Raw genomic sequence first — 12,919 nt, forward strand, 5'->3', positions numbered from 1 at the left:
GCCGGTGCGCCGAGACTGTCGGACCCTCTCGTTACCCTCGCGCCGTGTCCGAAGACGCCCCAGAGCTCGGTGCACTCCCGCTGGACGCCCGTGTCCGGCTGGAGGCGCTGCGCTACGCGTCCGGCGAGGAGGCCGCCACCTACATCGCGATCATGCGCCTGTTCACCGGCGAGATCGCGGGCCTGCTGTCGGACCAGTCCGCGACCGAGATCGCCACGAAGCTCACCGAACAGGGCTTCGAGATCGACACCGACACCGTCGACGACCGGTTGTCCTACCTCGTCGAGCACGGCAACCTCGCCCGCAGCCCGCGCGAGACCGAGGCCCGCAGCCTGCGCGAGTACCTGCAGAACCGTGCCCGGTACCAGCTGACCCAGCGCGGCGAGATGGTGCACCGGTTCGTGGAGGAGCTGCTCGGCCACACCGACACCGCGCGTGAGGTCTCCACCGAGATGCTCGGCGGGATCCTCGCCGGGCTGACCGAGCTCGCCCGCCTCGACGAGGCCGCGATCGCGAGTGCCGATCCCGACGAGCTCGCCCGCGCGATCGGCACCCTGTTCGCGCAGTTCGAACGGCTCGTGTCCTCGACCCGGGACTTCTACACCTACCTGTCCCAGGTCCTCGTCCGCTACGACCTCGACCGCGACGAGTTCCAGGCCTTCAAGACCGTCCTGCTCGACTACCTGCAGCGGTTCGTCGACGAGATCGGGCGGCACATGCCGCAGCTGTCCGACGTACTCGTCCGGGTGGAACCACGGGTCCCGGCGCTGTGCGCGCGGGCCAACTCCGGGGCCCGCCTGCAGGGCGTCGACGGCAGCGTCGCCCGCCGCACCCAGGGCCTCGACCCGGCGGACTGGACCGGGCTGCACGCCTGGTTCGTCGGTGGTGCCGGACGTGACTCGGACGCGGCCGGGGTGCGCCGGCTCGCCACCGACGCCATGCGGGCGCTGCTGGTCAACCTCCGCCGCATCGCCGGCGGCCGCCGCGAGCAGAGCCGCTACGGCGACCTGCTGACCCTCGCCCGCTGGTTCGACACCGCCGACGACGACACGGCGCACGCCCTGTGGGCGGCGGCGTTCGGCCTCTACTCGTGCCGCCACCTCGCCTTCGCCGCGGACGACGACGCCGACCCGGTCCCCGCAACGGCGTCGTGGTGGCGTACCCCGTCGGCGGACGTGCCCGTCGCGTTGCGCCGGCACGGCGCCCGGACGATCCGGGGGCGGTCCGGGCGGCGCGACGACTACTCGGAGGCGAAGGCGGCGCGGATCGCCGAGCGCGAACGCGCCGAGCGGGACCGGGCCGCCGCGCTCGCCGAGATCGCCCGGCATCGCGGTGACCTCGGCACCATCCGGCTGTCCGACCGTTCCCGGGCCGTCCTGCTCGATCTCTACTCGCGCGCGATGGTCGGGAACGGGCGCCCGCTGGGCGACGGTGCGACGGCGACGACCGAGGTCACGGCCGCGGGATGGCGGCTGGTCGTCCGGCGCACCCCGGGGGAGGGCACCGTGGTCACGAGTCCGGCCGGGCGGCTCGAGATGTGTGACCTGACCCTGTCGGTCGAGCCGATCTCCCAGGAGGTCGCACCGGGGGAGGAGACCGGATGAGCCGCGTCGAGCGGCCGGCACCGGCCGAGGACGTCCAGGCCGTGGCCGAGCGGCGCCGGGCGGCCCGCGCCCTGCTGCGCCACCCGTTGCTGCACGCCGACGGGCCGGGCGCGGACGATCTGCGCCTGGTCCGCCGGCACCGGGCCGAGCTCGAACGGCTCTTCGCCGACGGCCTCGGCTACCGGTTGATCGTCGAGCCGACGGCGGCGCGGCTGATGAAGTCGGGACTGGGCCGTGACGCCGGACGTCCGTTGCTGCGTCGCAGCGGGAGGCCGTTCGGACCTCGCGGCTACGCGTTGCTGTGCCTCACCGTTGCCGCCCTCGGCCGGTCCCGGACCCAGCTGCTCGTCGACGAGCTCGTGGCGCAGGTTCGCTCGGCGGCCGTCGACGCGGGGATCGACGTCGATCTCGACGCGATCGCCGACCGGCGCGCGCTCTACGCCGCCCTGTCGGCACTGGTCGATCTGGGCGTGCTGCACGAGCGCGACGGCGACCTGGAGCACTGGGCCGAGCAACGCACCGCCTCCCTGCTCGACGTGCGCCGGGATCGTCTGCCGCTGCTGGTCTCGGCGGCGCTCGGCGGTCTCGAGCAGCCCGGCGACCTGCTCGACGTCGCCGCGCTGCCGTCGGCGTCCGGCGGGGCGCGCGTCGCGGTGCGTCGCCGGCTGGTCGAGTCCCCGGTCCTCGCCACCGCGGACCTCCCTGAGGAGCAGGCCGAGTGGTGGCGGCGCAACCGCAACCGGGAACGGGTGTGGTTCGCCGACCGGTTCGGCCTGGAACTCGAGATCCGCGCCGAGGGCGCGATCGCGGTCGACCCGGCCGGGGAGCTCTCCGACGTCGAGTTCCCCGGAGGCGGCTCGGCCCGTCAGTTCGCGCTCCTGCTGCTGGAGCAGCTCGCCGACGCGTCGCGTCCGGCGGCCCGTGAACGGGAGGCGGCCGACCGTACCTGGATGCGGGTGGGGCGCGACGTCGTCGTCGAGACCGCCGAGGCGGTACGTGGCAGGTGGGGGCGCGGCCTGAAACGGGAGCACCGGGAGGATCCCGCGGCGGCGCTCGCCGACGCGACCGCGGTACTGGCCGACTCCGGCCTGATCCGGATCGAGCCCGACGGTGGCTGGTCGATCCACGCGGCGGCCGCGCGCTACACGGTGCAGGCCTCGATCACCGAATCCGGCGGCACCGGACCCGAGCGCACCGAACCCCGCAACCAGCAGTCGCTGTTCGGACAGGAGGACGGCTGATGACCGAGGAACGCTTCCGGTTCGCTCGCGCCGGCGTGCTCAACGTGTGGCAGTACGACGACCAGATCTTCGAGTTCGCCGGTGGGCGCATGCTGCTGCGCGGCTCCAACGGGGCGGGCAAGTCCAAGACGCTGGAGATGCTGCTGCCGTTCGTGCTCGACGGCGACAAGGCGCGGATGACCGCGTCGGCCCGCCACCACACCAGCCTGCTCTGGCTGATGCTCGACGGGTACGAGGGCCAGAACCGGGCCGGGTACCTGTGGCTCGAGCTCGCCCGACCCGGGGAGACGGTGATCTGCGGGGTCGGGATCCGCGCGTCCCAGTCCGCGCGGGCCGCCTCGGCCTGGTTCTTCACCTGCCCCGGCACCGTCGGGGAGGACCTGCTGCTCGAGGACGACGCCGGTCCGCTGGCCAAGGACCGGCTGCGCGCCGCGGTCGAGGCGGCCGGTGGGCAGTTCTTCGACTCCGCGCGGTCGTACAAGCAGCACGTCGGACGGCTGCTGTTCGGCCTGGACCCGGACCGCTACGACGAGCTTCTGCGGCTGCTGTACTGGCTGCGTCAGCCCCAGGTCGGCGAGGACATCGAGCCCGCCCGCCTGGCCGAGCAGCTGATCCAGGCGCTGCCCCAGCTCGACGACGACGCCGTCCGCGCAGCCGGGGACACCTTCGACGAGCTCGCCGCGTTCGGCGAGCAGCTCGACCGCCAGCGACGCAGTGCCGAGGGCGTCTCCGCCTTCGCCGAGGTCTACGCGGCCTACGCACGGGAGGAGCTGCGAACCCGGGGCGCGGACCTCGTCGAGCAGCACACCGAACGCACCCGGCGCCACCGCGAGGTGGAACGCTGCGCGGCGCGGTCCGCCGAGGTCGCGCGCCGGTTGGAGACCACGACCGGGGAGCGTGACGACACCGGGACCGCGCGGGCGACGCTCGCGACCCGGCTCGAGCAGCTGCGGCGGGATCCGTTGCTGCGCAACGAGCGCGAGCTGGAGCGGTTGCAGGAGCGGGCCGCCGACCTGCGCCGGGCGTCCACCGCGGCCGAGCGCGTGCGGGTCGATGCCGAGCGGCGTGCCGCGCAGACGGCGGACCGGGCCCGCTCGGACGGCGTGTCGCTCGTGGCCGACCTCGACCGGTTCGCGGCGACCGCCCACGAGCACGCCGCCGGACTGGGCCGGGCCGGGGTCCACACCCCGCTCCCGGTCCCGGCCGTGCTGCGCGCACCGGCGCTGGCCACGACCGGGGACGCCCCACCCGTCGCCGAGGCGCTCACCGCACACTCCGCGGCGGTCACCGCGGCCCGTCCCGTGCTCGGACAGCGGCGCGCCGCCGTGGATCTCGTCGCCGAGGCCCGTGCGGCGCTGGACACCGCGATCGCGGGACGGCACCGGGAGGAGGAGACCGCCGCGGCCGCCGAGCAGCGCGCCGAGGAGGCCCGCGGGTACCGGGCCGATGCCGGCCGCGCCGCCGACGTCGCCGAGCGGGAGTTCACCGGTGCACTCGACGCCTGGCGGGCCGACATCCGTGCCGTACCGGTCGATGTCCCGGCCGAGCTCGACGCGGACGCCGTCGCCGGCCTCGGCGCCCGGGCCCGGTCGGCGGCGCAGCTGGAGGTGGACCGGCACCGCGGGCAGGAGAAGGACGCGGGAGCACTGCGCGCGTCTCTCGACCGCGAACTCACCACGACCCGCGCCCTGCGCGACCAGGTCGCGGCCGAGGCGGACCCGGCGCCACCGGCGCCCGCCTGGAGGCGGGACCCACGCGAGACCGGCGACGGCGCGCCGCTGTGGCAGCTGATCGACTTCGCCGGCTCCGTCGGGCCTGCCGACCGCGCAGGGATCGAGGCCGCGCTCGAGTCGTCCGGCCTGCTCGACGCGTGGGTGCGGGCGGACGGTGCGGTCCTGGACCCCGATCGGGACGACGTCGTCCTGCCGGCCGGGCCGCCCGCGGTGGGAACCGGTGTGGGGGAGTGGCTGATCGCCGACCCACCGACCGGCTCGCCGGTGACGGCGGCGGTCGTCGCGGGCGTGCTGGCGCGGGTCGCGGCGAGTGGTCCGGGTCTGCCGGATTGGGTGGGAGACGTCGTCGGACGGGGCGGCCCGGTGGGTGCCGACGCGCCGGCCGACGACTCGGGGTCGGCTCCCGTGCCGGCCGCCGTCGTCGGAACCGACGGGCGGTGGCGGCTCGGTCCGCTGACCGGGCGCAGCTCCAAGCCGACACCGCAGTACATCGGTGCCACCGCCCGGGCAGCCGAGCGCCGCCGCCGCCTCGACGAGCTCGACACCACGATCACCGGGCTGGAGGACCGTCGGGACACCGCGGCGACGGTCGAGCGGACCGCGGCGCAGGCCGCGCGGGACCTCGAGGCCTGGCTCGCCGAGCTCCCGGTGGCGGCCGGCCTGCTGCGCGCGTGGACGCTGCTCGACGAGCGGAACCGGGCCGTCGAGCGGGCCGAGCGGATCGCGGCCGACGCGGAACGGGCCGCGGTCGACGCCCGCGGGAAGGAGGCCGCACGCCGGCGCGAGCTCCACGACCTCGCGGCCGTGCACGAGCTGCCGGTCGAGGCCGAGGCGCTCGCCGCCCGGCGTGAGGCGCTGCGGGAACTCGACCGGCTCCTGGAGCGGCACGCGACGACCGGCACGGACCTCGACCGCCGCCTCGCCCGATGGGCCGACGACGCCGGCGTGGCCGAACAGGACAGGTCCGACGCCGAGGAGGCCGCGGCACGGGCGGAGGAGTCCGAACGCGACGCCGTCGCCGCCGAGGAGGCCGCCCGCGAGCTGGAACGGACCGTGGACGCCCCGGTCCGGGAGCTCCGTGCCCGCATCACCGAGGCCGAGGAACGCGACGCCCAACTGCAGCGCAGGCTGCGCGAGCTCGACGAGACGATCGCCGAACTGCACACGTCGACCGGTCAGGCAGGCCAGGCGGCCGAGGACGCGGCCGCGCGCCTCGCCGAGCAGGAACCGGTGCTCGCCGCGGCGGTCGCGAGGCTCGCGTCGCTCGACGAGACTCCCGGCCTGGTCGACTCCGGCGCCGAGGCCCTCGTCGAGCTGCCGGAGGGAGCGCTCGACCTGGCACGCGGATTCACCGCCGGTGGCCCGGTACCCGCGGCCGTACTGGTCGTGGCGCGCCGCCTCGGGGAACTTCCCGAGCCGGGGCGGGCGGCGACCACGGTCGCGGTCTTCGCGGCACTGCAGGACGCGACGAGCGGCCCGGCCGCCGACGTCGATCCGCGGGTGGTCGAGATCGGTGGCGCGCTCGCCGCGATCGGGCGGGACGATGCCGGTGAGCACGCGATCGGCGTGCTCGCCCGGCGGCTCGCGGCCGGCGTCGAACGCGACGCCGACCTGCTCACCGAACGGGAACGCCGGCTGTTCGAGGAGCACATCCTCGGTGATCTCGGGGAGTCGCTGCGCGCCCGGCGTCAGGAGTCCGAGGAGCTCGTCACCGCGATGAACAGCCTGCTGCGCGGTGTCACCACCAGCCAGGGGATCGCGGTGCAGCTGCGCTGGACGCTGCGTGACGACGTGTCCGGCGATGCACGCCGCGCGGTCGAGCTGCTCGGGCGCCCGGTCGGGTCCCTGCTGCCCGACGAGCGTCAGGAGCTGCGCGATGCACTGCACCGGCTCATCGAGGCCTCCCGGTCCGAGGCTCCCGAGGACTCGTACTCCGAGCATCTGAACCGGGCGCTGGACTACCGGCGGTGGTTCGCCTTCCGGATCCGCTACACCCGCCCAGAAACACCCGGGACGTGGGCGGACCTGCACCGGCGCTCACCGCTCAGCCAGGGCGAGCAGAAGGTGGTCTGCTACCTGCCCCTGTTCGCGGCCGCCGCGGCGCACTTCAGCTCGCTCGCGGGCGCCGCGCCGTACTCGCCACGGTTCGTCCTGCTCGACGACGCGTTCCCGAAGATCGACGTCCGGACCCATCCGCTGCTGTTCGGCCTGCTGGTGCAGCTCGACCTCGACTTCGTGGTGACCAGCGAACGGCTGTGGGGCGACCACGAGACGGTGCCATCGCTCGCGATCTACGAGGCGTTGCGCGACCCGGCCGAGCGCGGGATCGCGCAGTACCGGCACGTGTGGGACGGACGTCGGCTGCAGGCGGTCGGATCGTGACGACCGAGCTCCCCGCCTGGCTGGTCGATCCGGCACTCGGCCGGATCTGGTCCACGTTGCACACCCGGCTGGCCGCTCGGGGCAGGCGGGCGGAGGGGCGGGTACGGATCGAGGGCCTCGACCGGAGCGAACGGCACGCGCTGGCCGGGCTGCTCGGTCGGCCGGTCGTCGCGGCCCGGACCACGATCGATCTCGCCGACCTCGATGCGGGACTGCGCGCCCGCTCGCGGGTCGGGGGTGTCGTCGCGGTGGTCGAGGCCGTCACCGGGAAGGCGGTCACGGACCGGCCCGGGGATCTCGAACGGCGTCGGGCGGAGCGGGCCGTGCCGATGCAGACGGCCCGGGACCTGCTCGGGCACGAGCCGTGGTGCGAGGAGTGGCTGGTCGGCGTGCAGCGGTCCGGGCTGCTCGCCCGCAGCCGCGATCCCGACGCCGCCGTGCGCCGGGCCGCCGCCGTGCTCGGGCGACTGCCCGAGCAGGTCTCGCGTACCGAACTCGCCGCGGCCACGAGCGGCGGGGCCCACGCGCTCGACGACGGCCGTGCCACCGCCGCACTGGTCACGCGCGCGCTGGCGGCACGCTGCGGGATCGAGCCGCCTCGCGACGCGGCCGGGCGACGCGCGCTGTGGGAGCGGTTCGGCGTCCGGGTCGACCTCGTCTCCACCAGCTGCCTCACGGTCGGTCTGGCGTTCGACGGTCCGGCGGCTGCACGGTTCGCGCACGCGGCCGAGGCCGGTGATCCGGTGCACGTGACGCCCTGGGACCTGCGTCGAGGACGCCCATCGGCCTCCGGGCCCGTGCTGGCCTGTGAGAACCCGCGTGTGCTGGAAGCGGTCGCCGAGCGCTTCGGTGGCACGGTCCCGGTTGTGTGCACCAGCGGTCAGCCGGCGCTCGTAGTCCTCGACGTCCTGCGGGCGCTGACCGCCCGTGGGCCTGTCCGGTACCACGGCGACTTCGACTGGCCCGGGATCGCGATCGCCAACCGGGTGATCGACGAGGTCGGTGCCGTCACGTGGCGGATGACGGCCGACGACTACGTCGACGCAGCCGCCTCGGCACAGTTGCCGCTCGACGGTCGTCCGGTCGACCCGGTGTGGGAGGCCGATCTCGGTGCGGCGATGCGGCATCACGGCCTCGCCGTACACGAGGAGGCGGTGCTGGCAGGACTGCTCGACGCTCTGGGATGACCCGTGGGTCGGCCGTGACCGACGGTCTCTGCGAGTCGCCGGCGGCGGGCTTGGGCGCCACCGCCGACTGTCGAGGTCGTTCTGGGATGCGGGTGCTCGGGGCGGGATCCACGGGTGTCCGAAGCGCTCGTCTCATGTCGCTGTAGGGCGCTCCGGCCCGTGTCGCTCCGCCGGGCGGCACGGTCAGGGCGTCTGCCGGGCGTGCAGGTTGTCGATCATCAGCTCGGCGACCGCGCGCACCTGCTCGCAGGTCCGCTCCACCGTGTGCTGCTCGGCATCGGGCGCCAGCGGGGTCACCTGCACCTGTGCGCGGAGTGACGCTCCGTCGGCGACGTCGAGGACGACCTGACAGAACGCGAGGCCGGTTCCCCGAGCCGGCGGTGAGCTCTGGACCGCGCCGAACCCACCGACCTCGACGATCGTCGAGGTCGGCTCGGCGCCGACTGCGGTCGAGGCGTCGTCGACCAGTGTCTGCAAGTTCCACCCCAGGCCGGCCGAGCTCACCCAGTTGCAGCCGCGGGATGTACCGCCCTGGCTCGTGCCCGATCGACCGAGCTTGAGCGCGAGCGCTGTCTGCTGGTTTTCGGTGAGCGCAGCGCAGGGATCGACCTGGGTGACGTCAAGAGCGTAGGGCCGCTCTGGAAACGGATCGACAGATCCGGTGCGACCGACCGCGCACGCAGAGACACCGACGAGGACTGTCAGTGCGCAGACAACGAGGCAGGACCTCACCGGATCTCCAACGGAGCTCCCAGAGCCGCCGTTATGACGTCCTCCAGGTGGCCGTAGTTCCGCGCAGTCACGCGCAAGGCCTCACAGGCTGCGACGATCTCTTCCACGTGCGCCCAGTGGACGCTGAGGATCTGATCGATCTTCGCCTGGAAGAGCTGCTGGGCATCGGTCGACACCGGATCCTCGCCGCACCGCTGGACCGTGAGGTCCTGGTCGGCAACGGTGAGATGGGCGGCCATGTCGTCGGCCTGTCGCCGGAGCACCGCGGCGACCTGCAAGACGTTGTCGACGTTCACCTGCGCGACCAGGCCCTCGATCGAGCGCTGCTGCTCCGGACTCAACGACACCGTCCGAGAGTAGGGCAGCTCGCGCGCGCACCAGGCCGATTCGCCGACATCCGCGGCTGCCGGTGCCCGATTGCGAAGTAGCCGGAACCGCCCGGTCCCGGGTGTCGTCCAAGCCGTATGACCGTCACCGAATCCGGCCAGGCCGGTTCCCCGAGCTTTCCCGACCATCCCGATGCCGATCTCTACGACCACCTCCTCCGCCGCGCCCACGTGACCGGCCGCTGCCCCGTGTGGGTCTCCCCGGCCGATCTCGAGCACACCCTCGAACGTCCCGATGATCCCGACGAGCTGTTCGACGCCATCGACAGGCTCGACGGCGAGGCCGTGCTCGCCAGGTGGTGGCCGGGCCCGTGCGGCGCCGAGTGCCCGTGCCGCGACCCGTTCCCGGTCTCGATCCCGCGGGCGCGGGCGCTGCGCCCGACGCGCGACCTGGCCCGGCGCCCAGAGACGTTCGACGCGGCGATCGAGTGCGCGCGAGGTGCATCCGGCCCGCTCGCGCTGGTCGACGCCTACCGTCCGGCCGACACCCCGGCGGTGCTCGGCTGGAGCGGGGCCGGCCACCACCCGCACCACGATCTCGTCGGCCTCGCCGCCGTGCTGCGCTACTGGGAGCGGCGGTGGGGCGCGCTCGTCGTCGCGCTGACCCGGTCCCGGATGTACCTGTCGGTGGCCCGGCCGCCGATGTACGACGACGAGTGCGAGCAGGTCGCCGGCGAGCACCTCGCCTTCTGCGCCGCCCGGCCCGACCCGCAGAACGGCGACGGCCACTCGCTGCGCAGGTACGTCGGGACAATCCGCGGTGCCGGTGTCTGGTCCTTCGGGTGGACCCGATGACGACTTACGCGCACGACGCCACCACGTCGATCATCGTCGCCACCTGGCCGACCGGCGACGGCGCCGCCGCCCAGAAGATCGCCCGGGTCCCGCGGAACTGGAGTGCCGAGCACGCTCGCCGGACCGCAGGCATTCTCACCCGGCTCTCCGCGCACCTCTGGCACGCCTACTCCGAGCAGACGGTGGAGGAGATCCGTCCGTTCCGGCTCGTCGAAGCCGTCCGGTACCCGAAACGGCCGGTCGGGAGCCTGATCGAGTCCATGGAGGACGACGGTGTCGAGGCCGCACACCAGCTGGGCCGGATCGTGTCCCTCGCGCCGGGGCGGGCCTTCCGGGACGCCGTCGTCCGGGAGGTCCGCGCCGAGATCGACGCCGTCCTGGACGCCGACGTCGGTGTCCTCGACGGACGGGCGCAGCAGACCGTCGCCCATGTCCGCCCGGACGCCTCGGAGACCCACCTCCTCACCGCGCACTCCCTGCTCCGTGCCGACCCGCTCAACCCGTGGGGGCTGCTGACCTCGATCGAGCCGAACGCGGCCGCGACCGCGGCGCTGCGCTGGCTGCGGGCCGCCGGTGAGCTCGTGTCGACGCTGGTCGGCCACCCGGTCGCGGACGTCGTCGCGCTGGCCGAGGCGATCGGGCACGAGGACCTGCAGGTCACCCGGAACGTGCTGGACCGCGGACCCGGACAGCCGGACGACGAGCTGGTCCGGCACCTGCTCCAGGAGGCGGTGCTGGCCGGACGCGGCTACTTCCTCCTGTGCCCGGACGGCCGCGAGCCGGCCGATCCCGGTGGCGCGGGAGCCGGCGGGGAGCATCGCCACCGGGTCGTCACCACGGTCCTCGATCCCGCCGAACCGGGAAGGTGTCTGGTCGACGGGCTGATCCGCGGCATCCAGGGGTGTTTCCGCGTCTACGCCGACGAGACCACCACCCGCGAGCGCCCGGACGTGGACCCGCAGCGTACCGGACCCGAGTGGATGACCGAACTGCGCACACGGTTCTCCGACGAGCTCCGGCACGCGGTCCGTACCGACGGCAGCACGGCGGGGGCGTCGTGACCGGGAAGCGTGCGCGTGCCACTCGTGGGCGGTCGCGCCGCGCGGGGCGGAGGGCCGCGAGAAGTGTCAGGGGTGGCCGGGATGGTGACGCCATGAGTATCGAGACACCCCGGCCGCCGACGGCGGATCTTGCGGGGCTCGGCGGCTCGCTGCGGGAGTGGCTCGCCGAGGCGATCGTGCAGGGCACCGCGGCCCGGGGCTGCGACGGCACCCTGCGGCTCACCCGGTCCTGGATCGAGGAGCTGCAGGGGTGCCCGGCCCGGATGGAGGCGAACCTCCGGCGCGCCGGCGTCCACTGCGACTGCGCGATGGCGCGCACCGTTCTCGGCAGGACCGACGTCCGGCCGAACTGTGCCCGCCGGAGGTAGCCCGGGGACCGGCGTCGACCATCGGCTACGACCCGTTCATCCTTTTCCGGTTGACCGATCCGGTTCGTCCCGGTCTGCTGGGGCGCGGGGGATTTCGAGGGGGACGACCATGACCGTCGACGACGGACGATCACGCGTGCAAGGACCGCTCGGGCCGGCCGGCAGAGCCCCGGCGCCCGACCTGGCACGTGGCTTCATGCTGCTGCTCATCGTGCTCGCCAACACGCCGTTCTACCTGTACGGGCGGGCGCACTCCGAGGCCGGCTTCCACCCGGTGGACGGCTCGGTCGCCGACAAGATCGTCCAAGCAGTGCTGATCACCGGCGTGGACATGCGGGTGTATCCGATGTTCGCGTTCCTCTTCGGGTACGGGCTCGCGGTCATCCACCGGCGACAGGGCGCGGCCGGTGTGGCCGAACCGGAGGCCTTCCGGCTCCTGCAGCGGCGCAACCTGTGGCTGCTCGTGTTCGGCTTCGTGCACGCCCTGCTGCTCTGGGGTGGCGACATTCTCGGCGCCTACGGCCTGTGCGGTCTGGTCCTGGTCTGGCTGTTCCTCCGCCGCGCCGACCGGACGCTGCTGATCTGGGCCGGCATCGGGACGGCCCTGCTCCTCCTGTTCGCCGTGTTCTCCGCGCTCGGGGCAGTCGCCGTCCTCACCTCCGGCGGAGGGGCCCAGGTGGCCGGTGGGATGCCGGACTTCATGACGGCCAGCGCCTCCGCGGAGAACCCGCTGGCCGCGGCCGGGAGCCGGTTGGTGCTGTGGCCGATGCTGGTGGTCGGGCAGGGACTTCTCGGGATGGCGGTTCCGGTCGCCGTGCTGCTCGGGTTCTGGTCGGCGCGCCGGATGCTCCTCGAGCGTCCGGGGGAGCACCGGCGGCTCCTGTGGATCGTGGCCGTCGGTGGGATCGCGATCGGCTGGGCCGGCGGGCTGCCGCACGCACTGGCCCACATCGGCGTCATCAGCGGTCTGGACCAGGTGATGTGGGCGTTCTCGGGGACGCAGGTGGCCACCGGTCTGGCCTGCGGCGTCGGCTACGTCGCGCTGTTCGGGCTGATCGGCGACCGGCTCACCGGGCGTCCGCTCGGCCCGGTCGGATCGGCCGTGTCCGCGGTCGGGAAGCGGTCGATGACCAGCTACCTGGGCCAATCGGTGCTCTGCGCACCGCTGCTGGCCGCGTGGGGGTTCGGGCTGGGCGCGGTGCTCGACAGCGCGACCATGGCGCTGTTCGCGGTCGCGGTGTGGCTGGTGACGGTGGCGTTCGCCGTCTGGCTGGAGCGGCGCGGGAAGCCGGGTCCGGCGGAGTCCCTGCTCCGGCGGCTTGTCTACCGCGAGCGGCAGCCCGCTCCGGCGCACGAGGCGTCCGACCGGACACCGACGGGCTGACCCCGCCGCGACTCCTCCGCACCCGGCCCGGGCGCGGAGGAGCGGT

Annotated in this window: 10 protein-coding genes; 8 read left to right on the top strand and 2 right to left on the bottom strand. The window is 74.1% G+C overall.

The genetic code is table 11. The features are described 5' to 3' along the window. Positions 1–44: 44 nt before the first annotated feature. Genes BM093_RS05945 through BM093_RS05960 form a run of 4 tightly spaced genes read left to right on the top strand, consistent with a single transcriptional unit; the run spans position 45 to position 8,147 of the window. The gene (locus tag BM093_RS05945) at positions 45–1,604 is read left to right on the top strand and encodes a TIGR02677 family protein (protein ID WP_177238290.1); all 1,560 of its coding nucleotides are present in this window, start codon (positions 45–47) and stop codon (positions 1,602–1,604) included. Further along, complete coding sequence (locus BM093_RS05950) at positions 1,601–2,845, top strand: TIGR02678 family protein (RefSeq protein WP_093338395.1); 1,245 nt, start codon at positions 1,601–1,603, stop codon at positions 2,843–2,845. Before BM093_RS05945 ends, BM093_RS05950 begins: the two co-directional genes overlap by 4 nt. Then, positions 2,845–6,960: a TIGR02680 family protein gene (locus BM093_RS05955; RefSeq protein WP_093338398.1), complete on the top strand. Its 4,116-nt coding sequence runs from the start codon at positions 2,845–2,847 to the stop codon at positions 6,958–6,960. Before BM093_RS05950 ends, BM093_RS05955 begins: the two co-directional genes overlap by 1 nt. Then, positions 6,957–8,147 carry a TIGR02679 family protein gene (locus BM093_RS05960; RefSeq protein ID WP_177238291.1) on the top strand — a complete coding sequence of 397 codons (1,191 nt, stop codon included), beginning with the start codon at positions 6,957–6,959 and terminating at the stop codon, positions 8,145–8,147. The genes BM093_RS05955 and BM093_RS05960 overlap by 4 nt, the downstream gene beginning before the upstream one ends. Before the next feature lie 183 nt (positions 8,148–8,330). Here BM093_RS05960 and BM093_RS05965 read toward each other — a convergent pair whose 3' ends face one another. Both BM093_RS05965 and BM093_RS35775 read right to left on the bottom strand, forming a co-directional pair. After that, positions 8,331–8,879 carry a DUF3558 family protein gene (locus BM093_RS05965; RefSeq protein WP_093338403.1) on the bottom strand — a complete coding sequence of 183 codons (549 nt, stop codon included), beginning with the start codon at positions 8,877–8,879 and terminating at the stop codon, positions 8,331–8,333. Next, the gene (locus tag BM093_RS35775) at positions 8,876–9,226 is read right to left on the bottom strand and encodes a PE domain-containing protein (protein WP_177238292.1); all 351 of its coding nucleotides are present in this window, start codon (positions 9,224–9,226) and stop codon (positions 8,876–8,878) included. Before BM093_RS35775 ends, BM093_RS05965 begins: the two co-directional genes overlap by 4 nt. A 117-nt stretch (positions 9,227–9,343) precedes the next feature. On the opposite strand from BM093_RS35775, the gene BM093_RS05975 reads away from it, so the two are divergent. The 4 genes from BM093_RS05975 to BM093_RS05990 all read left to right on the top strand — a co-directional run bounded on the left by BM093_RS05975 (position 9,344) and on the right by BM093_RS05990 (position 12,873). After that, complete coding sequence (locus tag BM093_RS05975) at positions 9,344–10,060, top strand: DUF4253 domain-containing protein (RefSeq protein WP_093338406.1); 717 nt, start codon at positions 9,344–9,346, stop codon at positions 10,058–10,060. Beyond that, entirely contained in the window at positions 10,057–11,121 is a 1,065-nt protein-coding gene (locus BM093_RS05980; RefSeq protein WP_143105275.1) for a hypothetical protein, read from the top strand. Before BM093_RS05975 ends, BM093_RS05980 begins: the two co-directional genes overlap by 4 nt. A 92-nt stretch (positions 11,122–11,213) precedes the next feature. Beyond that, positions 11,214–11,489, top strand: coding sequence for a DUF2695 domain-containing protein (locus BM093_RS05985; RefSeq protein ID WP_093338411.1), 276 nt, complete (start codon positions 11,214–11,216; stop codon positions 11,487–11,489). A gap of 196 nt (positions 11,490–11,685) precedes the next feature. After that, the gene (locus BM093_RS05990) at positions 11,686–12,873 is read left to right on the top strand and encodes a DUF418 domain-containing protein (protein WP_245773331.1); all 1,188 of its coding nucleotides are present in this window, start codon (positions 11,686–11,688) and stop codon (positions 12,871–12,873) included. Positions 12,874–12,919 lie beyond the last annotated feature (46 nt).

This window comes from Pseudonocardia ammonioxydans, assembly GCF_900115005.1.
GTDB lineage: Bacteria > Actinomycetota > Actinomycetes > Mycobacteriales > Pseudonocardiaceae > Pseudonocardia > Pseudonocardia ammonioxydans.